This is a genomic window from Halorubrum rutilum (assembly GCF_042665015.1).
Lineage (GTDB): Archaea > Halobacteriota > Halobacteria > Halobacteriales > Haloferacaceae > Halorubrum > Halorubrum rutilum.
On sequence record NZ_JBHTBL010000001.1, the window covers coordinates 277,273 to 302,273 of the forward strand.

General features: G+C 60.0%; 27 protein-coding genes. 16 read left to right on the forward strand and 11 right to left on the reverse strand.

The annotated features are described in order from the left end of the window. The first annotated feature begins 56 nt into the window (after positions 1-56). The 5 genes from ACFQMF_RS01520 to ACFQMF_RS01540 all read left to right on the forward strand — a co-directional run bounded on the left by ACFQMF_RS01520 (position 57) and on the right by ACFQMF_RS01540 (position 4,309). Positions 57-1,961, forward strand: a complete 1,905-nt coding sequence (locus ACFQMF_RS01520) for a hypothetical protein (protein ID WP_256407350.1) — start codon at positions 57-59, stop codon at positions 1,959-1,961. Between the two features lie 10 nt (positions 1,962-1,971). Then, positions 1,972-2,355: a hypothetical protein gene (locus ACFQMF_RS01525; protein WP_256407351.1), complete on the forward strand. Its 384-nt coding sequence runs from the start codon at positions 1,972-1,974 to the stop codon at positions 2,353-2,355. Continuing rightward, on the forward strand, positions 2,355-3,338 hold the full coding sequence (locus tag ACFQMF_RS01530) for a hypothetical protein (protein WP_256407352.1): 984 nt from the start codon (positions 2,355-2,357) through the stop codon (positions 3,336-3,338). The genes ACFQMF_RS01525 and ACFQMF_RS01530 overlap by 1 nt, the downstream gene beginning before the upstream one ends. 89 nt (positions 3,339-3,427) lie before the next feature. Then, entirely contained in the window at positions 3,428-3,931 is a 504-nt protein-coding gene (locus tag ACFQMF_RS01535) for a hypothetical protein (protein ID WP_256407353.1), read from the forward strand. Between the two features lie 6 nt (positions 3,932-3,937). Beyond that, the gene (locus ACFQMF_RS01540) at positions 3,938-4,309 is read left to right on the forward strand and encodes a hypothetical protein (protein WP_256407354.1); all 372 of its coding nucleotides are present in this window, start codon (positions 3,938-3,940) and stop codon (positions 4,307-4,309) included. Between the two features lie 94 nt (positions 4,310-4,403). On the opposite strand, the gene ACFQMF_RS16270 is transcribed toward ACFQMF_RS01540, so the two are convergent. Further along, on the reverse strand, positions 4,404-4,655 hold the full coding sequence (locus ACFQMF_RS16270) for a DUF7123 family protein (protein WP_425492654.1): 252 nt from the start codon (positions 4,653-4,655) through the stop codon (positions 4,404-4,406). A gap of 67 nt (positions 4,656-4,722) precedes the next feature. On the opposite strand from ACFQMF_RS16270, the gene ACFQMF_RS01545 reads away from it, so the two are divergent. Genes ACFQMF_RS01545 through ACFQMF_RS01555 form a run of 3 tightly spaced genes read left to right on the forward strand, consistent with a single transcriptional unit; the run spans position 4,723 to position 6,965 of the window. After that, entirely contained in the window at positions 4,723-5,088 is a 366-nt protein-coding gene (locus ACFQMF_RS01545) for a hypothetical protein (protein ID WP_256407355.1), read from the forward strand. A 35-nt stretch (positions 5,089-5,123) separates the two neighbouring features. Beyond that, positions 5,124-6,293 (forward strand): baseplate J/gp47 family protein, encoded by a 1,170-nt coding sequence (locus tag ACFQMF_RS01550; RefSeq protein WP_256407356.1) that lies wholly within the window; start codon positions 5,124-5,126, stop codon positions 6,291-6,293. Then, positions 6,294-6,965 (forward strand): hypothetical protein, encoded by a 672-nt coding sequence (locus ACFQMF_RS01555; RefSeq protein ID WP_256407357.1) that lies wholly within the window; start codon positions 6,294-6,296, stop codon positions 6,963-6,965. A gap of 136 nt (positions 6,966-7,101) precedes the next feature. On the opposite strand, the gene ACFQMF_RS01560 is transcribed toward ACFQMF_RS01555, so the two are convergent. Both ACFQMF_RS01560 and ACFQMF_RS01565 read right to left on the reverse strand, forming a co-directional pair. Beyond that, the gene (locus ACFQMF_RS01560; RefSeq protein WP_256407358.1) at positions 7,102-7,494 is read right to left on the reverse strand and encodes a type II toxin-antitoxin system VapC family toxin; all 393 of its coding nucleotides are present in this window, start codon (positions 7,492-7,494) and stop codon (positions 7,102-7,104) included. 8 nt (positions 7,495-7,502) lie between these two features. Then, positions 7,503-7,655, reverse strand: coding sequence for a hypothetical protein (locus ACFQMF_RS01565; RefSeq protein WP_256407359.1), 153 nt, complete (start codon positions 7,653-7,655; stop codon positions 7,503-7,505). Positions 7,656-7,820: 165 nt separating this feature from the next. Here ACFQMF_RS01565 and ACFQMF_RS01570 point away from each other — a divergent pair, with 165 nt between their 5' ends. From ACFQMF_RS01570 to ACFQMF_RS01595, 6 genes are all read left to right on the forward strand, one after another. Beyond that, the gene (locus tag ACFQMF_RS01570; RefSeq protein WP_256407360.1) at positions 7,821-8,198 is read left to right on the forward strand and encodes a hypothetical protein; all 378 of its coding nucleotides are present in this window, start codon (positions 7,821-7,823) and stop codon (positions 8,196-8,198) included. A gap of 17 nt (positions 8,199-8,215) precedes the next feature. Beyond that, a complete protein-coding gene (locus ACFQMF_RS01575) occupies positions 8,216-8,377 on the forward strand; it encodes a hypothetical protein (RefSeq protein ID WP_256407361.1) in 162 nt (53 codons plus the stop codon). Then, the gene (locus tag ACFQMF_RS01580; RefSeq protein WP_256407362.1) at positions 8,377-10,335 is read left to right on the forward strand and encodes an outer membrane protein assembly factor BamB family protein; all 1,959 of its coding nucleotides are present in this window, start codon (positions 8,377-8,379) and stop codon (positions 10,333-10,335) included. Before ACFQMF_RS01575 ends, ACFQMF_RS01580 begins: the two co-directional genes overlap by 1 nt. Next, entirely contained in the window at positions 10,332-10,625 is a 294-nt protein-coding gene (locus ACFQMF_RS01585; RefSeq protein WP_256407363.1) for a hypothetical protein, read from the forward strand. Before ACFQMF_RS01580 ends, ACFQMF_RS01585 begins: the two co-directional genes overlap by 4 nt. A 596-nt stretch (positions 10,626-11,221) precedes the next feature. After that, positions 11,222-14,821 carry a surface glycoprotein gene (locus tag ACFQMF_RS01590; RefSeq protein WP_256407364.1) on the forward strand — a complete coding sequence of 1,200 codons (3,600 nt, stop codon included), beginning with the start codon at positions 11,222-11,224 and terminating at the stop codon, positions 14,819-14,821. 207 nt (positions 14,822-15,028) lie between these two features. Continuing rightward, positions 15,029-15,463 carry a hypothetical protein gene (locus ACFQMF_RS01595; protein WP_256407365.1) on the forward strand — a complete coding sequence of 145 codons (435 nt, stop codon included), beginning with the start codon at positions 15,029-15,031 and terminating at the stop codon, positions 15,461-15,463. Here the strand turns inward: ACFQMF_RS01595 and ACFQMF_RS01600 are convergent. Genes ACFQMF_RS01600 through ACFQMF_RS01630 form a run of 7 tightly spaced genes read right to left on the reverse strand, consistent with a single transcriptional unit; the run spans position 15,411 to position 19,606 of the window. Further along, a complete protein-coding gene (locus ACFQMF_RS01600) occupies positions 15,411-16,373 on the reverse strand; it encodes a hypothetical protein (RefSeq protein ID WP_256407366.1) in 963 nt (320 codons plus the stop codon). The genes ACFQMF_RS01595 and ACFQMF_RS01600 overlap by 53 nt on opposite strands. Beyond that, positions 16,370-17,107, reverse strand: coding sequence for a DUF8168 family protein (locus ACFQMF_RS01605; protein WP_256407367.1), 738 nt, complete (start codon positions 17,105-17,107; stop codon positions 16,370-16,372). The genes ACFQMF_RS01600 and ACFQMF_RS01605 overlap by 4 nt, the downstream gene beginning before the upstream one ends. Beyond that, positions 17,104-17,967, reverse strand: coding sequence for a hypothetical protein (locus ACFQMF_RS01610; RefSeq protein WP_256407368.1), 864 nt, complete (start codon positions 17,965-17,967; stop codon positions 17,104-17,106). The genes ACFQMF_RS01605 and ACFQMF_RS01610 overlap by 4 nt, the downstream gene beginning before the upstream one ends. After that, positions 17,960-18,622, reverse strand: a complete 663-nt coding sequence (locus ACFQMF_RS01615) for a zinc ribbon domain-containing protein (RefSeq protein WP_256407369.1) — start codon at positions 18,620-18,622, stop codon at positions 17,960-17,962. Before ACFQMF_RS01615 ends, ACFQMF_RS01610 begins: the two co-directional genes overlap by 8 nt. Further along, positions 18,619-18,936, reverse strand: coding sequence for a hypothetical protein (locus ACFQMF_RS01620; protein ID WP_256407370.1), 318 nt, complete (start codon positions 18,934-18,936; stop codon positions 18,619-18,621). Before ACFQMF_RS01620 ends, ACFQMF_RS01615 begins: the two co-directional genes overlap by 4 nt. Beyond that, positions 18,933-19,400: a hypothetical protein gene (locus tag ACFQMF_RS01625; RefSeq protein WP_256407371.1), complete on the reverse strand. Its 468-nt coding sequence runs from the start codon at positions 19,398-19,400 to the stop codon at positions 18,933-18,935. The genes ACFQMF_RS01620 and ACFQMF_RS01625 overlap by 4 nt, the downstream gene beginning before the upstream one ends. Beyond that, positions 19,400-19,606: a DUF8118 domain-containing protein gene (locus ACFQMF_RS01630; protein ID WP_256407372.1), complete on the reverse strand. Its 207-nt coding sequence runs from the start codon at positions 19,604-19,606 to the stop codon at positions 19,400-19,402. The genes ACFQMF_RS01625 and ACFQMF_RS01630 overlap by 1 nt, the downstream gene beginning before the upstream one ends. A gap of 204 nt (positions 19,607-19,810) precedes the next feature. Between ACFQMF_RS01630 and ACFQMF_RS01635 the strand changes: the two genes are divergently transcribed. Next, positions 19,811-20,053: a MarR family transcriptional regulator gene (locus ACFQMF_RS01635; RefSeq protein ID WP_256407373.1), complete on the forward strand. Its 243-nt coding sequence runs from the start codon at positions 19,811-19,813 to the stop codon at positions 20,051-20,053. A gap of 290 nt (positions 20,054-20,343) precedes the next feature. After that, positions 20,344-20,547 (forward strand): HNH endonuclease, encoded by a 204-nt coding sequence (locus ACFQMF_RS01640; RefSeq protein ID WP_379791521.1) that lies wholly within the window; start codon positions 20,344-20,346, stop codon positions 20,545-20,547. Positions 20,548-20,747: 200 nt separating this feature from the next. On the opposite strand, the gene ACFQMF_RS01645 is transcribed toward ACFQMF_RS01640, so the two are convergent. Then, positions 20,748-24,887, reverse strand: coding sequence for a NosD domain-containing protein (locus ACFQMF_RS01645; RefSeq protein WP_256407375.1), 4,140 nt, complete (start codon positions 24,885-24,887; stop codon positions 20,748-20,750). Positions 24,888-25,001 lie beyond the last annotated feature (114 nt).

Below are 25,001 nucleotides of genomic sequence, written 5' to 3' on the forward strand. Positions count from 1 at the left end.
CCCGACGCATCCGTCGCGAGAAACAGCAACCCGACACGAATCGAGGTCGATACTAAATGGAACTAGAAACGCTCAAAGCGAAACTCGTCGCCACCAACGAGATCTCGAAGTCGCTTGAGACGACTGCCGCATCCGCGGACCGGGTCGCCGACTCGATGCGCGAAGGGGCCGTGGCGGGTGCGGAACTCGCGACAGCCGCGGCGCGGACCGACGAGGAGGCGACGGACCTCGCGCGGTCGCTCGGAAAGGCGAACTCCGAGCTCGCTGAAGGCGCCGCACAGGGGGCCGTCTACGCCGAGGGCATGGGCGAGGTAGCCCAACAGCAGGCAGAGGCCTCCGCCGCGGCCGCGCTCTTCGAGCAGCGCCTCGAATCAGTTGGTGACGAAGCGACGCAATCGGCGGCCCAGCTGGGCGCGTTCAGCGGTGCCGCTGAGAGTGCTGCTTCGAGCTCGGTCCGAGCAAACGTTGCGGGGCTCTCCGGTCCACTGACCCGTGTCGGCGCCGTCGCCGCCGCTGCGACTCCTGCAGTACTCGGGCTCGGGTCGGCCCTCAGTGGCATTGCCGGCTTCAGCGGACTCGGCGGCCTCGCCGCCGGCGGGCTCACCGCTGCCGGCATCCAGGCGCGGGCAGAGGAGATGGCCGCCATGTCCAGCGAGCTAGAGGACGCGGCGGCCGCTCGAGAAGAGTTGTTCGCGAACTTCAAGGACCAACTGGCTGATGCATTTGCCCCAATCCAGAACGCCGACGTCACGCAACAGTTCGCCCTGCGGAACCTCGAGGCCGTCGTCGACGTTGCCGAAGACGCGTCGACGTCGCTGCAGGCCGTCGACGATACCGTGATCGGCGTCGCAAGTGGGCTGCGTGAAGCCGCGGTCGCGACGTCGCCTGAGGCGTTCGCAGCGCTGGCCGACCAGACCGAGCGCCTCGCGCCGCTGTTCAGTCGGCTTGACGGCGCGATCAGTGACCTCCCGCAACTCATCAACTTCCTCGGCGACGCCACCGCACGTGTCGGCCCTGACCTGTTTCAGCTCGCAGCAGCTGCGGTCCCGGTCGCAGCGGGACTTGCTGAAGTCGGGATCGCTGCCTCGGATGTCCTCTTACCACCCCTGAACGCGAGCCTCTTCGTTCTGGGTGGGCTGCTTGGCACATTTCAGGCACTTCCGAGCCCGATACAGAACGCGGCCGCTGGAATGGTTCTCGCTGCTGGGGCAGCCTCTATTGCGAGTTCGGCGATGGCCGCCTACTCTGCATCGACGTTTGCGTCTACGGTAGCGACCAAAGGACTGATTGCTGCCATCGGAACCCTGCTAGGCCCAGTTACCGCAACCGGGCTCGCTATCGCAGCCGTTGGCGGCGCTGTTCTTGGGCTAGCGTCACACTTTGGCCTCCTCGATGATGCCGCCGGTGTCCTGACAGGAACGTGGAACACCCTCGTAGAAGTTCAGGAGATGCTCCTCAACACTGTTCTCGGCACTGCGAAGGCACTCGGCGACTTCCTCGGACCGGTCTCCCTTCTCCTCGGCCCGATAGGGCTACTGTCATTCGCGATCTCGAACTGGGCCGAAATAATGGACTACGCCAACAACAGAATCGACTGGATGCAGCGCAAGATCAAAGCGCTTGCGAGAGTGGCTAACAACGTCCTTGGCCCAGTGCTCGACATGGTCAGGAAAACCTCAGAGGAGATCGATGAGGCTGGCGGTGTCGAGCTTGACGCCGCGAAGTTCGGCGACGAAGGTGACGATGGTGATGGTTCGTCTGGTCTAGGTGGATCCGACGGAGAAGGTCCGCCGCCAGCTGCACCGGCAGCGACGACTGGATCGGGCTCGACGGATCAGTCGGTCAACATCGACACGCTCGTCGTCGAGGACCGCAGCGGCAACGCCGACCAGACGGCTGACAAGGTCATCAGACGACTTAGGAAACAAAGCCGGCGAGAGGGCGGGCACCCAACCGGATAGCGAGTCATCCATGACTGACACACGCCCACAGACACGCCTCGGGCCGGTCGAATTCACCGATTTCCCACACCCTGAACTCTCCAGTTCTGGCTCGGGGAAGAAGGCAGAACTGGAGGTGCTCCCACAATCAGAGGCCGACAACACTGCGACGGTCATCCAGCCGATGGGGCGTAAGGCGCGGAAGTTCACCCTGCGGGGCACAACCACACGGGCGAACGCGACCGCGCTCGACGAGCTCGACGGCGAGGTCGTCGGCCTCCGCCACGCGAGGCATTCGGGAGACGTCTTCGTCGATGGCGTCGATACCGACCCGTTCGGCGGCGGCGATGATCCCGACGGCGACCCGGACCAGCGCTGGTACACGTACACCGTGTCGCTGTTGGAGGTGCGCTGATGCCAATCGCGACCGAGCCCGTCTACGGCTCCGTCTCCGTTGGCGGCGAGACATACCGCATCGTGCTCGGCGGTGAGACGCCGGCTGGGTCGACATCCCCGGACGGGCTCACCTACGACATCGACCGGTTCAACACAAGCGCCGAACTCGAGGCGGACATTCTCATGGAGACGCCGCCAACAGAGGATCGCATCGTCTCCTGTTCGCTCCAGGGCGAGACGATCTTCACGGGAAGCGTGACGAAAGCCGAGCAGCGAAGCGGGTTCGTGCACCTCATCGCGAACGACGTTGTCCATGAGCTGAAGCGGGCGACGCTGACGCAATCGTTCACCGAAGCCGATATCGCGACGATTGCTAAGGCCGCACTCGGCGCGGCGGACTTCAACGCGCGGTCGTCAGCGATGATCGACCTGCCGGCAGAGACGACATCGGCGGAGTTCTCCGAAGAGCGCTGTGACAAGATTCTGGAGGACGTCTCTGACTGGGGGAATGCGGTCTGGGGCGTCGACACCGCCGATAGCGTGTACCTCACACAGTTGATCGGCGCGCGGACGACACGGCATGAACTCGAGCAGGTCGTCGACGCCGCACCGGGCGAGCGCACCATGCCGTACCAGTCCGTCCGCGTCGAGGGTGCGTCGCCGGCCTCGCGAAAGGGCCAGCAGTCCATGCATCTCGTCGCCTCGGAGTCAGTCCGTGCGACCGCCGGCGACGGCGAGCCACAGTTCACCCACCAAGACTCCCGGATCAAGACGAAGGCGATGGCCGAGAACGCCGCGGAGGCCATCCTGACGGAACTCAAACGCCAGCGCGGCACCGGCACGATCACGGTGGCCGGCGACCCGACTATCCGGCCGTACGACACGGTCTCGCCGCTCGACACGATCGACACAGGTGAGTATCTCGTGAGTGGTATTCAGCATCGGATCACGAGTCAGGATGGTTTCCGGACGACCATCCAGTGCGGCGGGGTGGTGTCGTGACTGACGAACTCGACCCGAATCGACGAGGCGACACACTCCGCCGCATCAGCGACGCGAGCAGCCCGCCACGCGTCGGGCGCGTCGTTGCTGTGCGCGCACATACCGGCGAGGAGTCGCAGCCGTCGAACCACGAGGCCGACGTCGCCGTCCCGCCCGGTGGCGAGGTCGACCAGCAGCATCGGGAGATCCCGGTTCGACAGCCCGGTGCGGGCGTGGCGGTCGTCCCGCGCGAGGGCGACCTCGTCCTCGTGGGGTATCGGAACGGTGACGACCCGTACGTCGACGGTGCGATCTACGGCGACGCCGATGACGACCGGGCGCCGACCGCGTCGGCAGGCGACATCCGCCTCCGCCGAAAGGGCGCGACGATCGAGATCGCGTCGACGGACGCCGGCGACGACGTCGTCCGCGTCACGCGCCAGCCCGAGGACAGCGACGCCCCCGACATGGGACTAGAGCTGAACCTGTCGACAGGTGAGTTCCAGATCGGCGACGGCTCGGGCTACGGCATCGTCTCGGACGGCGCTGGGAACTTCCAGTGGTTCCTCGAGTCGCTCGACTACGTGACCGACGGCTCGACGCTCTCGTGGTGATGCCTCGTGGCAACTGACACACTCGCACTCGTCGGCGCGTCCTGTGAGGCGACCGGCCACCCCTCAGTGTGCGGCGAGACAGCGTCAGGAACTGTTCAGGACGCCGACAACGCCGCAGCCGTCACCCTCGACGGGGATGGACTCGCCACGCATGGCGACCGGATGCACTTCCCGAGTCACGGGCATGCAGTGAGCCCGACCGGCGGCTGTACCGACTATCAGACACACGATCTCGTCCCGGACCAGTCACCGCCGATCACGGTCGACGGCAACCCGGTGATGCGCGTTGGCGACTCGACGACTGATCCCAGGAGCGGCGGGACAGCGTCGATCGTCGACGCCGGCGGGACTAACGCGCTGACACACACGCATGGCTGAATCAACAGACGCCGATGACCCAAATGGCGAGGCACTCCTGACTGATGTGTCAATCTTTCCCTGCCCACCGTGAATAGGAGCAGTTGCCTACAAGTCACGACTCCTGTGTATCTGGTCGTGCAATCTCCCATGTTGTCCCATCGGAGGTGCCACCGCGGCGTTCTAACTCAACGCGAGGATCGTCGCTTTCGATCCGAGACAAGAGATGCCCCGCACGCTTAGCCGAAATACCCAGATCGGCCGCTACATAGCGGCTCTTCACAAACGGCTTCTCGTCTGCAAGGCGCCCGAGAAGATAGTCAACAATCCGGTCTTGGGCGGCGTCGCGGTCCGCAGTAGGCATCATTCACTAAATCAATGTCCGCTGTGTATCAATCTTTGTCTCGGACCCAGATTCACACAACACATTACCAATGGCTGAGCTAACAGACGCCGAGCGATTCGGCACCGGCATCGAGTTCGAACAGTCGTGGGACGTCGTCGCGTCGGAGACTGGGTCGATCGGGAAGACGTCCGGGCTGGCGGTCCTTGAGCGCGACCTCGCGTTCGCGCTGGGACGGGCTGCCCGTGAGGAGGACCTTCGCGGCCGGCGGTTCAACCCGAACCTCCGCGAGGATGTGCGGATTCTCGTGCGGTCGGTCGTGTCGGACATCGGCCGCATCCAGCAGCTCGTCGACGCCACGATCACCCAGCCCGATGACGCCCGGCGGACGGCCGAGGTCCAGCTGGTCGTCGAGGCGACGACCGGCACGCGCGGCGAGTTCGTCTTCACCGTCTGACCGACACCCTGCGGATCAACTGGAGGTACGATACTGTGCCTATTTCACCACCCACACAGAGCGACATTTACACCGACATCCGCGACCGGGTGATCGCATCCGACGCGGACCTGACGAACTGGTCGCCGAACAGCCCGGAGAAGGCGCTCACCGACGAGGGCTACGCCTCGCTGCTGGCAGTACTCTGGCACGCCACCCTCGCCGCCCAGCTATCGGGGTGGATCGCCTACGCCGGCGGGCCGATCACCACCGATGACCTCGACGAGCTCGGGCTCACGCCCGCGAGCGAGGGTGGCAGCGTCGACCTCGACCTGCTGAACAGCATGATGCGGGATGCTGACCTCGATGCGAAGGCGGCGCAGAACTCGGTGACACGCGACCCCGGCGCGTTCGCGACGGGCGAGCTCGAGATCACCACGACAAGTGACGCAGTCGTCGTCGACGAGGGCTTCCGCGTGACCACCGGCGGCACAGAGTCGCGGGCGTTCGTCACGACCGAGGAGGTGACGCCCGCCGACGGCTCGACCACGGTCACCGCGTCGATCGAGGCAGCCGAGCGTGGCAGCGAGTACAACGTCGGCTCGGACACGATCACCGTGATGCCGTCGCCGCCGCAGGGCGTCCAGGGCGTCACGAACCCCGCGGCGACGACCGGCGGGGAAGACGCCGAGACGAACGCCGAGCTCCGGGCGCGGGCCCAGCAGGCGATCGTCCAGAACTCCGGCGGCGGCACCACGGGCGGCATCGAGGGCGGCATCGTCTCCGCGTTCGACGGCGTCGCGACGGCCGACGTGATCGTCGACGAGTTCAAAGACGCAACCCCGGTGTACGCGGACGTCATCGTCGACGGCGGGCCCTCGGACGCGGAGGTTCAAGCCCGGATCGACGAACTCCGTCCGGTCGGTATCCAGCACAACCTGATCCGCCCGACGCAGATCACGATCGACGTGACTGCGGACGTCACCGGGACTGGTGCTGACGCCAGTGCACTCGAGAGCGCCGTGACGGAGTACATCGGCGAGCTGGGCATCGGGGAGGATGTCGTCCGCGACAGCATCGTCGCGACGCTGATGACCGAGGATCCGGATGTGACGGGCATCGACTCGCTGACTGTGTCGGACTCCTCGGGAACGATTGCTGACGACCGCGTGATCGGTGCTCGCGAGAAGGCTATCCCGGGGACGGTCTCGGTCACGGTGGTCTAGATGCTTGAGCGCGATGCAGACGCCGATGTCCCGCTTGGTGAGCGGGTGCCGTACCCACTTCCGCAGGATGACGATACGACGCTGCAGCAGTGGCTCGCCGAGCTGCAAGTCGAGGCCGACGACGTCGACGCCGCGGTCGACGCCGTGCTCGCGTCGGTCCAGCCGCGTGCTGCGAGCGGGCAGGCGCTCGACGAGCTCGGTCGTGACTTCGGCGTGCTCGGCCGCCGGCGTGGGCGTGATGACGAGCAATACCGGTCGTTCCTGCTTGGCCTTGTGGCGGCGTTCGACGGCCGCGGGACGGTTCCCGGCGTGGAGACGGCGATCGCCGCCGGCGTTCTCGCGACAGCCGACGACGTCTCGCTCACCGAGGACTTCGACACCCAGCAGTACGAGGTCACACTCGAAAACGAGGCGTGGAGCGCCCACCAAAGCGGGACGGTGCGTGAGCTCGCTGACCTCGCCGACCCGTCAGTTGTGGAGCTCCGGGAACCCGTGCACAATCGGCTCTCTCCGGCTGGGGTACAGGTCGTGTCCGGGGAGACCGAGATCACGGTGATGCACGTCTCAGCGTCGGCGACGCCGACTGTTCGGGCGGCCGACACACAGCACGAGACTGTCGACAGTGCGGGAACCTTCGGGACGGAGCAGTTCGGGACGGGCGAGTTCAGCTAGCGAGTTGCTGCAACCCACCCATCACTCGTGCTCACGACGGTGCCAGGCATAGAGATATTCCATCCCGGCTGGCACCCACCAGTCACAGCCCTCCTGCGGACAGCAGGCACGGCCATCAACATGTTTGAGCTCGCTCTCACTGTCCATTTTCGGGCACCTCAGATGGGGCGACTGCACCGTGTTCTTGCAGTTCCGAATCGAAGGAGACAAGCGTTGCATTTGCGCCCTCTGCGCAGGCGAGAATCATCGCATCCATCGGATACAGGAGCGTGTCACGCTGCAGTTTCACTGCCGTAGTGAAATCCCCGCTATCGGGAATGAAGACGTTGACGTCGCGTGTGAGATCCGTGATGATCGCTTCAACGTCGTCCTGTGGAAGTCGTTCTCGCTTCGTGAGGACAGCCCGCAATTCCATCGTCGTCAGCGCCGAGATGACAAAGTCGTGGCTCTGGGTGTCCAAAAGCGTGGCTGCCACGTCGGCGGTGTCACTGTCGTCGATGACGGTCGCGAGAATGATGTTCGTATCCAAGCACAACCTCATATCTGCTCGCGCATCTCACGAACAGCGTCGACGGGATCTACATCGACGTCCGAAGCGCGCCCACGAAGGCGCGTTCCGAGCGGTTCGCGAGGTGTGTCGTTCTCACCCATCTCGAAGAGGTCGGCGATATCTGCAGTGTACACGCCCATAGGCGAGTGTTGAGTTCGCGTCGGCAAAAGCATTCGGTGGCTCACGCAACTGGTTGACCGTCTCGTTGCCCCTCTCCGTTCTCCCGATGACCCGGAAGGCGAGGGCCTGCAGACGCTGTAACGCTTCTTGACTGCTTGCGATGACGAAAACAGACCCAGACACCTGTGACAACACTCACTGATCAGGGACTCGAGGCCATCGGCGACCGCCTGCGGGAGGCGGTCGCGTTCGTGGCACTCGGGTCCGGACAAAACGAATCGACCACGGCCACGGGCCTCGCCACGCGCGAGTACCTGGCCGATGTCTCGAACAACAACGTCGAGCTCGTCGAGACCACCACCACCGGCGCGTTCGAGGTGATCATCCGCGTGAAGGGTGGCACCGAAGTGGCTGGTGGGACCGCCATCTCCGAGATGGCCGTCTTCGATGGCGACCCTGACGCCGACGGTGTTGTGCTGGCGATCGACGAATTCGCCGCCAAGACCGTCGAATCCGGCCACTCAGAGGAGTTTACTATTCCTGTGGCACCGGGCCGTGACTGACTGCAGTGCAATCAACCATGACTGACACAGACACGACAGCCGAGACGGACGATCAGGACGCACAGAACGACCAGAACGATGCCGAGGAGCAGGACGCACAGCGCGACCAGGACGATCAGGATGACACGTTCACCGAATTCGGCGATGGCTGCTTCGACGGCCACGGGAGGTTCAGCTGATGGCTGAGTACACACTCGTCCAATCTGGAGAGGGGAACGCGGCCGAGAGTATCGGCTCGCTCGTCGGCACGATCCCCGTTGGGCGCATCATCGACGGGTTCGCCCTCTCCGGGTACGATCCGGCGGCGCCCAGCATCGAGGTGGGAGAGGGCAAGGCCGCCCACATCCTCGAGTCGGCGCTCGCCGAGTGGACGCTCAATGACGGCACCCAGCGGAGTGGCGAGCGCGACCTCGTCCAGCTCGCCACGCATCTGGACGGGCGGACGGTCCAGCTGGAGAGTGGGGCAGTGAACCACCTCTACGTCGATCCGAACGTGGGGACGAGTAACTCGCCGCAGCTGATCGTGACCACCGGGAGTGTGTCGGCTGCCGGCGCGCTGAAGATCGGCGCGGTCGACACGGCGGCGGACGAGGTGTCCGGTCAGTGGCGGCTTGTCGCTGCTGATGGGACGCTCACGTTTCCCGACGAGGCCGCGGCGAGTGCGGCGGCTAGCGAGCTCCCGAACGGGACCGTGGTCTACACCCGCAGCGAGGCAATCCACTGGTCGACGATCGCGGGCTCGCTCAAGCGGCTGGCCACATGGTCGGACCCGGACGGTGACGGGGTCTACCAGCTCCCAAGTGACACAGATGGGATAGATGTGGCATCGGTCAGTGCGAGCGATGGGGGGTTCAGCGACTCATTTACTGACCCATCGGGGACCGAACACAACGATGAGATAGCGGATACTGCTGATCTCGTCAAAGACCACGCGAATCTCACGAACGTCCAAAGCGATCAACATCACTCCCCATACACGGATTCAGACGCTCAGGCTGCTGTTGATGCGGGGAAAATATACTTTCAAGAAACCGAACCGACTGAAACACCCGATCCTACTAATGGTGAGGGAGGAGTCTGGTATCCGCTTACTAAGATTGTTACGAGTTTAGATAGTCAACAGTGGTCATTTTCGTCCCCCTCTTATGTACGATCTTCGGTAACCAGTAAGGATGGTACTGTTGTTTTCGGAAATGATGATGGAACTGTATACGGTGTGTCACTGAGTGATGGTACTGAACAGTGGACGTACTCAACTGGTGCTGCCGTAGACGCAGGTGTAGCTATCAGCGATGGTATTGTTGTTTTTGCAAGTAGTGCTGGTGACACAGATGTTGGTGGCTTGTATGCTGTGTCACTGAGTGATGGTACTGAACAGTGGACGTACTCAACTGGTGCCTTTGATTTTACGAGCGGAATTGCAATTAGTAATAACACGGTATTTGCGGGTTATTACGAAGATCTCCTCGCTTTGTCACTCAACGACGGTTCAGAAAAGTGGAGTGCGACCCCTGCCGACGATATACAGTCAGGTGTCGCAGTCAGTGATGGGACCGTTGTTTATGCGGACGATACTGGTGCCGTGTACGCGAGGTCAGTATCAGATGGGGGTGGAGAGTGGGAGTTCTCGGTGAATGATAGGGTGCGGTCAGATATAGGTATACGAAACGGTACTGTTGTTTTTGGGTCTGATACGAACAAAATATATGGAGTGTCACTAAGTGATGGTACTGAACAGTGGTCGTACTCAACAGGGTCGGGTGTAGAATCGGGCGTGGCGTTCACCGACAATATTGCTGTCATGGCGAGTGGGGACGGTAATGTGTACGCGCTCTCACTAAACGACGGGACTGAGCAGTGGTCTACAAATACAGGGAATGATAGTCAGGCAGGTGTAGCAATCAAAAACAACGCCGTTTTTGCCACTGCTAATTCCGTCTACGCACTCTCACTAAGCGATGGTTCTGTACTGTGGGACTACTACACAGGAAGTGGTTCTGGACCTGGACTAACAGTAGAAGATAAAACAGCGGTTACTCCAGCTGGCGACAACGTGCTTGCGCTGGAAAGTAATCTATCAAACAAGTACAAAACACAGTTGGTTTCAGATGGAGATAATTGGGTTGGGAAACTATGACACGACTCACACTCCGCTACGACGACGAGACGTATCGCATCACACAGACTTACTGGGGCAACGACGATCCTGAGTGGGCCGATAAGCAACGCGATGGTGAGACAGTCACGACGACCGAGACGACGCAACAGGCTCGTACTGATGCGCTCACCAACGCACTCAACAGCGTCGAAGCGGGCACTGACTACAATCCCGACACCGAGACGGCTGTTGGGAAGTTATGCTACGACCCCGACGCTGACGAACTATACGCTGAGGTCAAGATTCAACTGCTCCCTGACCAGTCGTGAGGCTGAGTAGCCACCCAGACAGTCTACGCTTCTAACAGACTGACACGAGACTCACCGAGCAAGGACTGGAGGGGCGGTCGTGGGAGCACACGATTGCCCCTCGCTGGAGGGCGTCTGCCCTCGCGGTGATACACACCGAAGTGCCAAGTAAAATTTGCGATATTCACCATGCGTATCCAGCGTATACTGACACTCGACACGCTGAGCCACATCGCTCACGAACCACTCGCCACAGCCGATGTCTAAGACCGAGTGGTTGCCTACACCGTCCACGTTGGTAGGTATGCGCTATCGGTCTTTATCAACCTGAGTTGGTCTGCTTGGCCAATATTTTTAAGACAAGTCAGATAGATAGTTTATGTTGGTTGAAATGAATGGGCACCCCCACCCGTACCACGCACGTCGCACCAGTACTCAACCAGCGGCTGGTCGAGCCACACTCAACCGCTTGGTGTGCGATTCGGCCAGAATACGCCTTCCTACCGTCAGCTCGCAAACCGAGAGGGTGATAGTATGATGAACCACCGTCGTCTGTGTGTGCGAGCGCGGAAGCCCCGAGCTACAGCAGCCGTAGCGGTGCCGTCAGGGGTGAGAGCATGAGTAGCGACTATCGTGTGAAGGCTCGTGCGCTCTTTCTGGCGGTGATGATGGTTCTGTCCGTTGTTGCGATGACGACGGCGTTTACGGGGAATGCGGCCGCAGTCCCCGATGAAGGGTCCGGAACGGCAGAGGACCCGTATCTGATTGATGACTGGGCCGATCTTGATGCCGTTCGTGATGACCCTGGTGCTAACTACGAACTTGCCAGCGATCTCGATGAAGATACCACTGGTTATCGCGAGGTTGTCGAGAGTGATGGGTTCGATCCAATTTCTGGGTTCAGCGGTACGCTAGATGGCCAAGGCAACACGATCAACGACTTGCAGGTTGATTCAAGTGGTCACGCTGCCCTGTTTGGCACAATCAACGGTGGGGTGGTAGAGGACCTAACAATAGACGGTGCGAGCGTCACTGGTGGTACCGATACAACTGGCGTTGTTGCTGGATTGATGGACGGTGGCACGTTATCTGACGTGACCGTTACCGGTTCCAGCGTTGAAGCAGATAACAACTTGGCCTTCGGTGGTGGGCTGGTCGTTGGAGCAACTTTCTCTAAATCTGTGAAGCTTGAACGTGTAGATGCAGATGGTAGTATTACTGTTACCACCTCAAACGATGATGCCAGTCGCATTGGCGGCCTTGTTGGGAAGATTGGACTTACCTCGGTAGGTGGTCCTGGTGCATCTATTACAGACTCATCCGCGAATGTTGAAGTGGATGGGAACGGCGCTCAGGGTGGTCTAGTGGGCGTCATCGGGGCCGCTGGAACAACAACGATTACAGGAACCACGGTAAGTGGCAAAATAACCCAAAATACTGGTTCCATAGGTGACAACCATGGCGGTCTCGTTGGCCTTGCAAAAGGAAGTGGAACCCTAAGAATCGAAAGGAGTGAGTTCACCGGCTCGTTAAATCTCAACACTGACGGGAACGGTGCTAATGAAGCGGGAGGCATCATTGGGTACACCACAATTGAGACGACGATCACTGAATCGGCCACTGACGCAAGCCTCTCATTTGCTAATAATGGTGGTGGAATTGTCGGAAGAAGTACTGCTAGTCTAACAATCACCGACTCATACTCAGACGCTAGGCTTGAGGTAGAGGGTCCGAAGACGGCTGCAGGCCGTGCAGGCGGGGTTATTGGTGCGATTACAGGTGGCTCTGTGACACTGGAGAACACATATGCTACTGGTTCAGCCGAATCTCTTATTGACGACCCTGAGACAGCGAACGTCTTCGGTGGTGTGACGGGACTGCTTGAAGATGAAGTCGGTTCTGAGGGGATTACTGTCGTGGATCAGAGTGTCTACTATGATTCCACTGTCGAAATTAACGGTGAGTCTGCAGACGCCCGCGGCCCTGGACAGAGTGGGCCAGACCAACCAGCAAAAAAATCCCTTTCAGACGTTGAATCCCTCTCAAGCAACGATTTGCAGGGATCGGCTCCGATCGATACGATGTCTGAGTTCGACTTTGGACGCATCTGGACTACTCAGGAAAATGACTACCCGGAGCTTCGTGCACTCGTCGATGAAGATACGCTTCCCGTATCTATCGGAGATCGGCGGTACGGGACAATCAGTAGTGCGGTTACTAACGCTAACTCTGGCGACACCATCCAAGTCGAGTCAGGAACATACACTGAGGATATAAAACTCGGCACAGATGACCTCACGCTCTCGGGAGCTGGTGCAAAGAGTACGACACTTGTTGGCCAAGGGACCCAGCCCGCAACCGTATTTATTCCGTCGAATCATCCCGGAATTACTGTTACCGGATTCAGGATAGAAGCCGGGAGTAACGATAATGCAGTTGACACTGCTACAGGTGCGGGAAGCACAGAAATAACGGATGTTACGTTCTCAAAGAATACGCTTGTTGCTGGTAGCGGCGAGGTTACAGCGTTCATTGGCGGCGATCACGAAGAGATTACGTTTGATCAAAACACGTTCACGAGCAGTGCTGGAGATGTTGGCAAACACCTCTTCTTCGGAGGTCAGTCATCCTATGGCTCTGGATTAGCATCTGCAACATCTGAGAGTTCGCAAAATGTCGTTACTAATAACGACTTTGATAGTTATAGCACAAACGCGATTGAATTTGAAGCCAGACACGGCACGATCAGTCGGAATTCGTTCGCTGCGAGTGGGACGGCAATCGCTATTCCGGGGGCCGTTGGAGCGGGGAACAACATAAATATTGACGGCGCTGACATAACCGTCTCGGAGAATAATTTCCCCGCTGGCGCTACTGGAGTCGACTTTGCTGGTAGTGGTACGCTCGACGCTACCCTCAACTGGTGGGGCGATGCGAATGGTCCGAGCACAGCGGCGAATCCGGCTCAAACATCTGGGGCAAGCATTACTGGCAGTGTCGAGTTTGAGCCGTGGGCAGATGCGCAAATCAATACCGACAATCCAGACCCCTCATTTACGTCAGCCGACCAGATCAGCGATGGCTCAACAACGGTTGATGAGACAGACTCATCGACGGTCTCCAGTACGACAATTCAATCGAATACGGACGAAGACGGAAGTGTCACGGTCTCGGTGTCTGACGAGCTTCCAGACACTGGTAGCCAGAGTAAAGACGATCTCGAAGAGGATGTGTCGACAGTTGACGAGAGTGCAGAGGTCGTGTCCGCGGTCGAGATAGATCCAAGCGACACAGAGATTGAGAGCAGTTCGGCCACGCTCGAGTTCACGCTCTCGCGCTCGAATATTGATGATCCGGCGAACATTCGCGTGGTGCGATTCAACGACAACACAGGGAGCTTCGAAAGCCTCTCAACGAGCTGGATTGATACAACGGCGGCCTCGTTTATTGTCCAGACACAGACCGATGGGTTCTCGCTGTTCACAATCGTGGAGACGGCCGAGACAACGGCTGGAGACCCAGTCGAACCAGACCCACTGAGCCTTACAGCTGACAGCGACACCGTCGCAGTCGGTGAGAACGTCACACTCTCTGTCACCAATGACGCCACCAACGACCCGGTCGCTAACGCAACTGTTGATCTGCCGAACCGGACCGTTCAAACCAACACAAATGGAACCGTGTCCGTCTCGTTCACCACCTCGGGAGACAAGAGGCTCATTACGACTGGGGCTCCCGGCGCTGAATACCTAGCCGACACGCTCACACTTACTGTAGTTGAGGCCGACATGCCTAATGGGTCGCTGATTCCGCTGAACCTTACTGCAGACAGCAACACCGTTGTAGTCGGCGAAAATGTGACACTCACCCTTAGCAATACCAACACAAGCGAACCAGTCGCTGGCATCCCGATTGCGCTGCCAAATCGGACTGTCCAAACTGGTGCTGATGGGACTGTGACGGTCGCCTTCGAGACGACAGGCAACCTGACAGTTGAAACGGCCGCCCCGACCGATACGTATGAGCAGGATAGCATCACGCTCTCGGTGGAACGTGCTGAGTCACCGCTCGGTGGCACAGCCGGCGAATACGATGACGACGGTGACGGCACGATCACGGCCTCCGAACTCGGAGACGCCGTCAACGCGTTCGGCCAGGGTAACCTGACCGCTGCCGAACTCGGAGATGTCGTCACCGCATTCGGACAATCCCAATAGGGCTGGTCGCACAACAGAATTTTTCCAAGTCTAACGAGAAGCTGAGCGCGAGTTCGTTAGAGTGCTCCTTGTCAGAAAGTAACCTCTATTTCTGACAGCCTAACGCGCCGCCCGATGTCTGTGTCGACGCCGATCGTGATCGAATCTTAACCTACACCAGCAGCGACAGGACCCGCGCTGTTGGGTAAGACGCGACGAGGAATCACTATGCAAACGCTACTGACGCTCGACACGTTGAGACGCATCGCTCGTGACCCACTAGCCACCGTCGACGTTTGGGGGCCGATCGCTGTGCCGGCGCTCGCGCTCGTGCTGCTGCTCGCAGCGCGGCAGTATCTGGGTCGGTGGCCCGACCTATGGCGGTTCCGACGTCGGGTACTCCCGATCGCCGACCGGCTCGCCGACGGCGACTACGACGAGCAGCTTGACGTCGTCGACGAGCGGGTCGGCGTCGACCTTGAGGCCGTGGCCGACGCGCTCCCGGAGAAGACTGGCGTACCACTCCAACAGTTCTCGGTGATCCGATTATCTTTATTAATCTGTCTCTGTGAAACTAACCCCTTGGATACCGAGGAGAGGATTGGCCCTCTCAGGGGCTCGTTTCTATCGTACTATCACGAACCAGATTACTTTTACTGGTAGTATCTCCTTCTTGATTATCACCTCGCTTCGGCACCGGTTTGACCCGGAACTCTCCGAAGCCGTACTTCGAGTGGTTCCCGACGCGAGTGATGCCGTTCTTCGCGGTCTCAATCGCCCGGTCGCCGTCGTAGCCGACGACCACGCCGTGATCGACCGTCTCCAACTCGTACACGTCGTCCCCTTCGACAACCTTCTCCAGGCGGTGGCGTAGCTGCGCTTCGTCGTCCACGCTCCACCACCACGGCACGTCCACGTTGTTCGCCGCCGGGTACTCTGACCGGAGTACGAACGGCGTCACGAGTTCGAGGATGAACCCCTCGCCGCCTTCGAGCCGGGAGTAGTCCAGTTCGTTGAGGTCCACGACCTGGGTGTCTTTCAGGGTGGTCATGCCGTAACCGTAGTTGCGCTTCCCACCGAACTGGAGCCCGTCAAGCACGTCCTCGCCCAGCGGCAGGAGATCGGGGTCATCGGCGTGCAGGTAGGCGTTCACGTACCAGCGCGTGGTCTGCTGCTGTTTCCGAGCATCATCGGGTCGACCCATGATGGTCTGGTGAGCCAGCGCGGGCATTCCGCTCTGAAATCGGATGTCGTGAGTGTTGAGCGCATCCCGGGGGCGAGAGTCAAGCAGCCACGGGTGGTCGGGGTGCCGGAAGAGGAACAGGTCATCGTAGGACTCCATGTCGGGGAGCGACGATCCCATGTACGGCCGGACGCCGGATTCACTGTGTTCCTCGAGAAACCTTCCGAACTGACCGGGCACGAACATCCCGTGGCTGGCGTTGATGTGCTGGTGAGCGTCGTGGTCCAGCTGCATCCCGAGTGCGTGGTAGATCGCGTTCCCCGAGACGTAGTAGGGATGCCCGAGGTAGTCCATGTTGAGCTCCCAGTGGACCTGCTGGATGCGGGTCATGAGTCCACCTCGCGCTCGTAGTCCTCGATGTACTGTAGTGCCGTTGACCAGCTCCAGATCCGGCGAAGGTTCGCGTCCAACACCATGTCGTGCTTGTGAGTATCGACATCGAGCGGATGTGCGGTCAGGCGCGCCCAGGTGGACGCCCACGAACGCCACGGGCGGCTTCCAAGGCACGCCCACGGGTTCCTGCCCGCGCTCTCGTCGATGCGGAGCGTGAAGCGGTCGCCCGCGTAGACCGTCCGGTGGGGCACGATCTCCTCGGAGACGTCCACGACCAACAGCAGATCCTCAAACGCGTGCCCGGAGCGGTAGTTGTCCAAGAGCGCCGCCACAAGCAGCGTGTGGTACTTCAGGCTCGTGTACGGGTAGTAGATGCTCTCGTTGAACCCGCTCGCTACGTCCGAAGAGAGCCACGCCCGATGCATCGCCTCTGGATCGGAGCCTGTTAGCAGGTCGCTGATGGCCTCAGAGAGGCGCGGACGCGAGAAATTCTCGGCGTCGTAGTGAGAGTCGCCCGTCAGCAGCGAGAGCCGGTAGAGCGTCTCGTGGTTCTCGACGGTCTGCTCAGGCTGGCCGCTGGGTCGGCTCAGCGCCGACGCATCACCGTCCGCGCCGTGGGAGACCGTCTGGTTCACGGGGACGCCCGCGAACGTCTCTGGAGCGTAGTCGTGGGGCTGGCCGTTCATTTTGTGCGCATCGTGGCGGTAGACCGCCACCATCTCGTCACTCATGGTCCCTCCTCGATGCACTCCTCGAGCGCGTCGACGAACGCCGGGCGGTACTCTTCGGCCCACTGGTCGTTCTTCTCGTCCATCGCGTTCGTGTTGCCTTTCCCGCGGTCGAAGACACGCTTCAGTTCGCGCTCCTCGTAGAGTGGGTTGATCAGGTGGCAATCGACGACCCCCGCACCGAAGTTGCGGGCACCGCCCAGCTGGTGCATGAAGTCGGTCTTGTGAGCATCGAGGAAGTCGATGCCTTCGGCTAGCAAGCCGATGAACTCCGGCTTCATCTCCCGGAAGGAGAGGTGCCAGCAGCCATCGAGGTTGGCGACGGCGTCGATCTCCGCGTTCCGCAGCGGTTCGCGGTTGTCCTCACGGTTCCGGGAGACGACGTTCCGGTTGAGCCGGCGGTAGTGACCCTCGGCCTGACCGCGCGTGTAGTCTACGCTGGAGCGGACGGGGTTGAACTTGATCGGGCGGCGCATCACCTTGCCGGGGATGCCACCGAAGCCGCCGAAGAGGTCGAAGACCACACAGCCGTCGTCTTCCTTCGGGTCGTCAGTGCACGTGCCCTTCTCGTGGTAGCCGGCGTTGAGGTCGCGGTCGTACACGCCGTCCTTCATGAAGTTCGCGTTGGCCTCGCCGGGATGGCAGGCCGTTCCGCCGTACTCCTGAACAGTCTCTTCCATCCCGTGGCGGAGCCAGCCGGAGAGCGGAAAGGCAGGGATGATGCCGCCGATCTGGTTCTGCGGGTCATCATCCTCGTAGTTACCGTTCGAGGCGTGATGCCGGTCGGTCATGATGCTGTCGCCGACCACCAGTAGGTCGGTCTGAATCCGTACGAACACGTCGCGGTCGATGTTTTCAATCATCTGCGTGATGGGTCACTTCGGTTGTTTCAGCGAGATCGGCTCGCTGTGCGATGCTGAGGGCGGCACTCTCGTCTCGGGAGACTGTGCCGACGGGACAGTCCTCGGTGGTGCACTCCACGGCATCCTGGCTGACAGAGCCGGGTTCGCCGCAGACGTGGCACTGCTGCGTCGTGTACTTCGGATCGATGTACGTCACCGGGATGCCCGCGTCGCGGGCCTTCACCGCGATAGCGTGCTGGAGCGCCGGGAGCAACCACGTCCCGACGTCGTCGGCTGTCCGGCGCTCCCACAACGTCGCTCCACAGAACGACAGGTCTTCGAGCACCAGCATCGGTCCGGCGAATTCCTGAGCGTACCGAACGACGCGGACAGCCGCGTCGTAGACCTGTGGGCGAATCTGGTGCCAGAGCGCCGCGAACAGTTGGATCTGCCCCTCGGTGCTGTCGAACTTCGCGCCCTGGAGCGCCCGCATCGCTTCCACAAGCGCCTCGTGGCGCGTCCGGATGTGGCTGCCCTCGATGGTGAACGCCGACTCCACGTCGCCGTTCGCCGGGACTGCCGCGATGAGGTTCTTCACGCCGACGTCCACGCCGACCGGCGTGACGGCGAGCGAGTGACACTGGCCGACCGTCGTCGGGAGTGGGGTGCTGCTCATCGGCTACTCACCCACTCGTCGCGGTCGGTCGGATCGTAGGCCACGATCTCGTCAAGGAGTTGTTCGACTTCGGTGATCGTCCGGAAGGCGTTGAGGTTGACCGTCTCAACGTAGTTCTCGTCGGCGGTGTAGATGTCGTACACGGGGACGCCGTTCTTGCACTGGCACCGGTTGTGCAGCTTCAACCCGTGGTAGTCCAGCACCACACCGTCCGGGTACGCGCCACCCATCATCTCTTGGAGGTAGCCCGAGGTCTCGTAGGGAAGATCGTCGCCCCGCGGCGCGATCACGTCGGTCGGGTCGGGGAGCGTCATTCCAACTCCTCCAGTTCGTTCATCCGCCGGGTCTCTTCGTCGATGATGGTGATCAGCTGGTCGCTGGCGTCGTCGTCGGCGTCGATGCCGTTGTAGTTGATGTCGCAGGCGAGCCATCCAGCGCAGTCGCCACACAGCTGGCCAGCGAGCATCCCGGGGAGTTCAGCCGCGCCGAGCGGGAACTTCACCTCGAAGTAAAAGCCGGGAGAGACGTCGTCGCCACACTGCATGCACTGCCCGTCGCCCATCTCGTGGTTCTGGACGTGCTGGCACGCCCGGCAGATGTCTGCTTCGAGCGGGGCGATGGTTTCGACGGTCGTCCGTTCGACCATCTCCGCGGGCTTCTCAGCGTCACAGACGTCGCACACCTGCGTGTCCGGAGCTTCGTCGCCGGTGCTGGCCGCTTCGACCGTGGGGAGCGTCGTGAGCGCCGCCGCAGCGCCGAGGAACGTACGGCGCTGCATCAGGGCCCCCCACCGTCGCACTTGCATCCGCCGTCGCGGAGGTCGCGGTGGCGCATCGCTTCGATGCCGCAACCGGTACACCGGAAGTAGTCGTAGCCGGTGTAGTCGCCGTACTTGTCGAACTCCGGGATCGGGCCTTCGATTCGCGCTTTACCGGTCGATTCGTCCGTCGTGCCGGAAGTCTGAAGTCCGGCAGATGTCTTCATTGGCATGCTTCCTTCCGGAAGCGCGGGGTCGGTGGCTTCAACACCGGCCTCACCTTCTGCGAGGCGTCCCGCGCTTCTCACTACCCTCTACAGTGGGATACTACTTAGTCTTTATGCTAAGCAAAATATTCAGCATAATGCTCCAAAAAGCATTAGGCAAAGAACTGAGTATTATGTCCCGTGCCCACGATGCAAGAACAACAGATGGTCAACGAGAACTACGAGCCGAATGATCGGGAGGAAGCTGTCATCGACCTGTTCAAGGAAGGCCGCGACTCCGGTGACCCTTGGGGCCGTGTGAATCCCCTCTTCCTGCGTCAGAGCTCCTCTCTTGACAAGGGGCAGGTTGAGTACGCACTCCGAAATCTGAAAAATGCTGGATGGGTCAAGCAAGTAAATCAGGGAGGACTCTACGAATTTGTTGAAGACCCACGCGAGGACGGATGATGAGTAGCGTCGAGTGCCCTACTTGCGGCAAGGACAATTTTGCCAGTGAAGGGTCAATGCGCAGCCATCACACCCGGGTTCATGGGGACAGTTTGCGGGAGATGGTAGAACTATCCTGCGAGTGGTGTGGAGAACCGTATGAAGTCCCGTCATACCAGGAATACAACTCCAGCTTCTGTTCCGGTTCCTGCCGAAGCAAATCGATTGGTGCGGGGCGTGATCCTGAACCTTAGCGCCGGGAAATCGCCTTGGAACGTGATGATCACACCTACCAGAGATGTGGTGATGAAGTGATTGACAATCTTGAGGCCGCAAAAAGCGCGAATGTTCATCACATCATACCTGTGGTCGCTGGCGGCCCTGACGTCCCCGAGAACTTGATAACCCTTTGCGAGGGCTGCCATTCTGAAGCCCACCGCGATATGAAGCACATCCACGAGTCGAACCCCGAGCTGCTCGGAAAACTCCGCGAAGTCGTCTGCGAGGACGACTGACCTGGCGAATAAAGAAATCGTATTACCAACAACTGATACGCGTCACTGTTTGCGAGTGACGCACGGTTCACGCCGAGTGAGCGCGCTGTTGAGCTACTGTCTGCTCGATAGTGTTGTCACTCAACGCGTGAGCCGTCCAAAAAATGAAGCCGCAAGCCGCAGCCGCACCGCAAAGAACCCGTGTGGGAGCGGGTGGTTACTTACGACTGACCGAACGCGTTGACGACCTCACCGAGTTCGGCAGCGGTCAGGTTACCCTGGCCGAACGCGTTGACGGCGTCACCGAGTTCGGAGGCGGTGATGGTGCCGTCACCATCATCGTCGAACTCGCCAGCCGCACCGTCAAGCGGCGAGTCAGTCGGGGCGACAACCTCTGCGTCGACGGTGAGTTCGTCATCGTCGGACGCGAACACGTGCGTGTAGTTGCCCGTGTCGAGGCTGTTCGTGTCGCTCGCAGCGACCTCGAAGGTGACCTCCGTCGAGCTACCCGCGTCGAGGGAGATCTCCTGACTGGCCGAGAGCTGCGAGAGGCCAGCCTCGTCGTCGAGGTCGTACGTGATGTCCTGCGTGCCAGCAGCGTCACCAGTGTTGGTCACGTTCACCGTGGCACTGAAGGACTCGTTCTGGGTGATGGTCGTCGGACCATCAACCAGATCGACCGAGAAGTTGGCCTGCGCTTCTTCAACTGTGGTGATTGTCACCGAGTCAGAGAAGCCCTGGTCATTGTAGATGCCAGTCACTTCAACATCGACTCCAGCCGTGTCAGCGGAGAACTGGAGCTGGGCCTGCCCGTTTGCGTCGGTGTTCTGTTCACGGATGATCGTGTTGACACCCGCATCCGAGCTGTTGTCGATAGCGAACGAGACTGCGTCATTATTGGAACTCAGCGGGTTCCCATTCTCGTCGACAACTTGGAGCGTGACGTTAGCGGTCTGGCTGTCATCGGCGACGAGCGTTTCCGTGTCAGCGGTCACTTCAACGCCAGCCGGGCTGCTCACGAACGTTTGGACAGCCGAACCAGATGTCACGAGACCGTCCGTATTCTGGGCGGTTAGCGTGAACTCCCCGGTCTCGGTGCTCTGGATGTTATTGTACACGAGCGGATCTGCCGCGTCCGCGCCGGTACCAGCATTGGGTGTTCCAAGATTACTCAGCGGGCCACTCGGATCCGCTGTGAGCACCGTGTTAGTGTCGTCAGCATCGCCGGCAAGGTCGTCATCAAGCACAGCGACGAGGGCGGTTGCCGAATCTGTCCCAGCCACACGGTCACGCGGGTCGTCCACAACCACGTACTGATCGGTCGGCAGCGTGTCGACCGACTCAGTCAACCATGGCGCGGTCACGACGTTACCTGCCGTGCCAGCGTTCGTCACATCCCCTTCGTTAGCGTCATCTTCGGTGACGCTCGGGGCAGTGTCGTCGCCCCACCAGTTGGCGCGGAGGCTCTGACCATCCTGACCATTGAGGTCAACGTCAACGGTGTTGTCAACGAGGTCGTTGAAGTGGATCGTGAGGTCATCCGTGCCACTGCTGGCTTGGATGCCAACTGCGTTGTCCGTGATGGTGTTGCGAACCACGTTCGTGTTGACGCCGTCATCGTTGTGGTTCACACCAAGCGCGTATCCGCTGATGGTGTTGTCCGACACGGTCGGAATACCATCACCGCCATCGGTGATAGTGTCCAGAGCGATCGCGGTGCGGTCACCCGTTCCGGGGCCATTGAACACGTTGTTCTGGATCACCGGATCTTCAGCACCACCAACTTCCACGTCGGGGTTGTTGTTATCAGCTGTCGGGTTGAATGTCAGCCCTTCAACGACAACATCGTCAGTGTCGACGTTGAGGATGGGGCTGGCTGCTTCGGTCGTGATTACCGTGTTTGAAGCGCCGTCAGCGGATGCGATCGTCACATCTGCGTGCTGCGTCGTGACGCCACTTTCCTCGTAGACACCCGAGCCAACCTCAACGTACTGGCCACTAGTACTAGTAGACTCCACACCAGCCTTGAACGTACCGTAGACGGCGTTCTCCTGGATGGTGCCGCCCTCTTCATCGAGGATTAGGACAACAGGCTCAACGGTATTGTCGTCGAGTACCGTCTGCTCGTCGTAGTTGTCCCCGGCGTCGTCGAAGTGCAGGGCGTTGCTTGCGAGCTCGTTGTTTTCGACAGTCACACCGGAGGCACTGATATCGAGAGCCGTCCCACTACCAGCGCCATCGTTGATATTCGAGATGTCGTTGTTCGTCACTTCGATCGTGTTGACCGAGCCAGCAGGGTTGTCAGCAATGCGAACCGCCTCTGCATTGCTACCTGCGTCGCCGCTGGTGATCGTGTTTCCGTCAATGACAATCTCGTCTGCGTTAATCTTGTCATCGCCGGGGGTTGCACCTTGTGTCCCAGCCTCATCCTGCTGAATGTCGATACCCTGGCCACCATTATCCAGTAGTTCGATATCGTTGTTTTCGATGGCAACCGCGAGGTTGTCTGAATCCTGATCGTCCGGAATCACTAGGATCCCGCTATCAGCGGCGGAGATAGTGTTTCCAGAGATGACAGCCTCAGTCGGAGAACCATCGTCACTTAGTCGGGTACCACTACCAGCGCCGGCGTCGGCCAGATTAATAGCAACGTAGTTGTTACCCTGACTGCGCGGCGTGAAGGTGTTATCGCTGATCGACACACCCTGGATTTCCGAGCCGGCATTGGCCTCAATACCAGTATGGTCGTTAGCAAGCTCAAACTGGACATTTTCGACGGTCAAGCCATCGATGGCGTTACTGCCGTCGTTGTCATCAATTGCTGCGGATGCACCACCACTCGTCCTGAGCGTCAGATCTTGGACGTTAATGTTGCTAACACCAGCGTTACTGGTGTCGATCTGGAAGATGTCGCTACCAGCTGCACCAGTTACGACAACATCCTCAGCAGCAGCACTACTTGCCGACCGGATTGTCACGTCACTTGCGGCGGAGCCAGTGGCCGTGCTAATCGTTCCGGTGAGGGTGTGTTCACCAGTGAGGATGACGGTTTCACTGTCAAGCAGATCGCCAGTCCCTTCAGTCCGGGCAGCGTCAAGCTGGCCGAAGATCGCGGTCTGGATGTTGTCTGAGGAGTCCTCAACAATTGCGTACTTGTTGAAGTCGTTGTTGCTGAAGACGTTGTCCAGAGAGACATCAGTCCCATCACTGACGTGGCGAGCGTTGTTTTCGAAGGAGTTGCTCTCAACCGTCAGTGTGTTCGTGTCGTCGGCGTTACTGAAGTCAACACCGATCATACCGTTATCGGCGCTGAAGTCAGTAATTGTGTTGGCGGTGAGCGAGATGTCGCCACCAGATCCATCGGTGAAGACGATCGCACCGTCACCGCTGGAGTCGGCATCTGCTCCGTTGAACGTGTTGTTCTGGAGGGTGACGCTGGCACCTTCATCAATGTCCAGCATCGCACCACCGTCGGGGTCACCCGAGAAGACGTTATCTTGGAGCGTGAGGCCCTGAACTGGTTCTTCAACGGTCGATGCGGAACCGGTGTTGATGTCGAGAGTAAAGCCCTCAACAGTCAGACCGGAGTAATCACCGTCGGCGGTGAAGATCGACCCTCCGGCGGCCTGAATTGTTGTCTGGCTTGGCCCTTGAGTAGCCACGAGGGTCACATCGTCGACCGAAAGGCTATCTTCGATGTTATTTTCGCTGTACGTTCCCGGTCCAACTTCGACGGTGTCACCAGCTTCGGCGTTGGTTAGTGCAGCACTGATCGTGTCGTAGCCAGTGTTACCGATTTTCACCGACGTGGTGGTGAAATCAACTGCCTCGGTATCTTCAACCGCGAACTGATCCCACGAGCCGATGCGACCGTCTTCAAGGTCGAATAGCACATCGTATCGGAGACTCTCTCCCGAACTAACGCCATTCGTGTCAATATTAGTAATATCAACAGCGGCGGTGAATGAGGTTGTGCCCGTTGCTGCTTCTTCAACAACAACTCGCAGTTCAGGAGAACCATCAATTACTACAACGTTAGCGTACTGGACATTCTCTGATATACTACTACTATCGCCTGAAGTGTCTTGAACACTCGCCTGTGCATTGCTAAAGTCAGCACCAGCAATACCAGCTTCCTCCAAATCAACAATAAAGGAGTTCCTATCTTGGGTGCCTGTTGACAGCCCAGACACGTCGATAGTAACCGTCTGACTGGTACTATCAGAATCAACGGCAACGTTAGTAGCCGAACTCGTGCTGTCAACTGACTGCGCAGCTGCGGGCGCAGCAGCCACCGACAGCACCATCAGCACGGCCATGAAGATAGCCGCACCAGTACCAAGTTTCTGCGGTATATTCATGCTGTCACCTCGTCGTGTGGGCTCGTCGCCCCCACGCGCGTCGTTTGACCGCCTGTCATGCGATTCCTCCGTCGTTATACCCGGGCAACCGGGTCCGATTGTGTACCATAATAA

Bases quoted from the DNA above. Each gene is read 5' to 3' on its own strand.
- ACFQMF_RS01545 (WP_256407355.1), top strand. From the start codon at position 4,723: ATGGCTGAGCTAACAGACGCCGAGCGATTCGGCACCGGCATCGAGTTC.
- ACFQMF_RS01635 (WP_256407373.1), top strand. From the start codon at position 19,811: ATGGTCAACGAGAACTACGAGCCGAATGATCGGGAGGAAGCTGTCATC.
- ACFQMF_RS01625 (WP_256407371.1), bottom strand. From the start codon at position 19,400: ATGCAGCGCCGTACGTTCCTCGGCGCTGCGGCGGCGCTCACGACGCTC.
- ACFQMF_RS01590 (WP_256407364.1), top strand. From the start codon at position 11,222: ATGAGTAGCGACTATCGTGTGAAGGCTCGTGCGCTCTTTCTGGCGGTG.
- ACFQMF_RS01605 (WP_256407367.1), bottom strand. From the start codon at position 17,107: ATGAGTGACGAGATGGTGGCGGTCTACCGCCACGATGCGCACAAAATG.
- ACFQMF_RS01595 (WP_256407365.1), top strand. From the start codon at position 15,029: ATGCAAACGCTACTGACGCTCGACACGTTGAGACGCATCGCTCGTGAC.
- ACFQMF_RS01620 (WP_256407370.1), bottom strand. From the start codon at position 18,936: ATGACGCTCCCCGACCCGACCGACGTGATCGCGCCGCGGGGCGACGAT.
- ACFQMF_RS01565 (WP_256407359.1), bottom strand. From the start codon at position 7,655: ATGGGCGTGTACACTGCAGATATCGCCGACCTCTTCGAGATGGGTGAG.
- ACFQMF_RS01610 (WP_256407368.1), bottom strand. From the start codon at position 17,967: ATGATTGAAAACATCGACCGCGACGTGTTCGTACGGATTCAGACCGAC.
- ACFQMF_RS16270 (WP_425492654.1), bottom strand. From the start codon at position 4,655: ATGATGCCTACTGCGGACCGCGACGCCGCCCAAGACCGGATTGTTGAC.
- ACFQMF_RS01615 (WP_256407369.1), bottom strand. From the start codon at position 18,622: ATGAGCAGCACCCCACTCCCGACGACGGTCGGCCAGTGTCACTCGCTC.
- ACFQMF_RS01630 (WP_256407372.1), bottom strand. From the start codon at position 19,606: ATGAAGACATCTGCCGGACTTCAGACTTCCGGCACGACGGACGAATCG.
- ACFQMF_RS01520 (WP_256407350.1), top strand. From the start codon at position 57: ATGGAACTAGAAACGCTCAAAGCGAAACTCGTCGCCACCAACGAGATC.
- ACFQMF_RS01555 (WP_256407357.1), top strand. From the start codon at position 6,294: ATGCTTGAGCGCGATGCAGACGCCGATGTCCCGCTTGGTGAGCGGGTG.
- ACFQMF_RS01585 (WP_256407363.1), top strand. From the start codon at position 10,332: ATGACACGACTCACACTCCGCTACGACGACGAGACGTATCGCATCACA.
- ACFQMF_RS01530 (WP_256407352.1), top strand. From the start codon at position 2,355: ATGCCAATCGCGACCGAGCCCGTCTACGGCTCCGTCTCCGTTGGCGGC.
- ACFQMF_RS01525 (WP_256407351.1), top strand. From the start codon at position 1,972: ATGACTGACACACGCCCACAGACACGCCTCGGGCCGGTCGAATTCACC.
- ACFQMF_RS01575 (WP_256407361.1), top strand. From the start codon at position 8,216: ATGACTGACACAGACACGACAGCCGAGACGGACGATCAGGACGCACAG.
- ACFQMF_RS01580 (WP_256407362.1), top strand. From the start codon at position 8,377: ATGGCTGAGTACACACTCGTCCAATCTGGAGAGGGGAACGCGGCCGAG.
- ACFQMF_RS01600 (WP_256407366.1), bottom strand. From the start codon at position 16,373: ATGACCCGCATCCAGCAGGTCCACTGGGAGCTCAACATGGACTACCTC.
- ACFQMF_RS01645 (WP_256407375.1), bottom strand. From the start codon at position 24,887: ATGAATATACCGCAGAAACTTGGTACTGGTGCGGCTATCTTCATGGCC.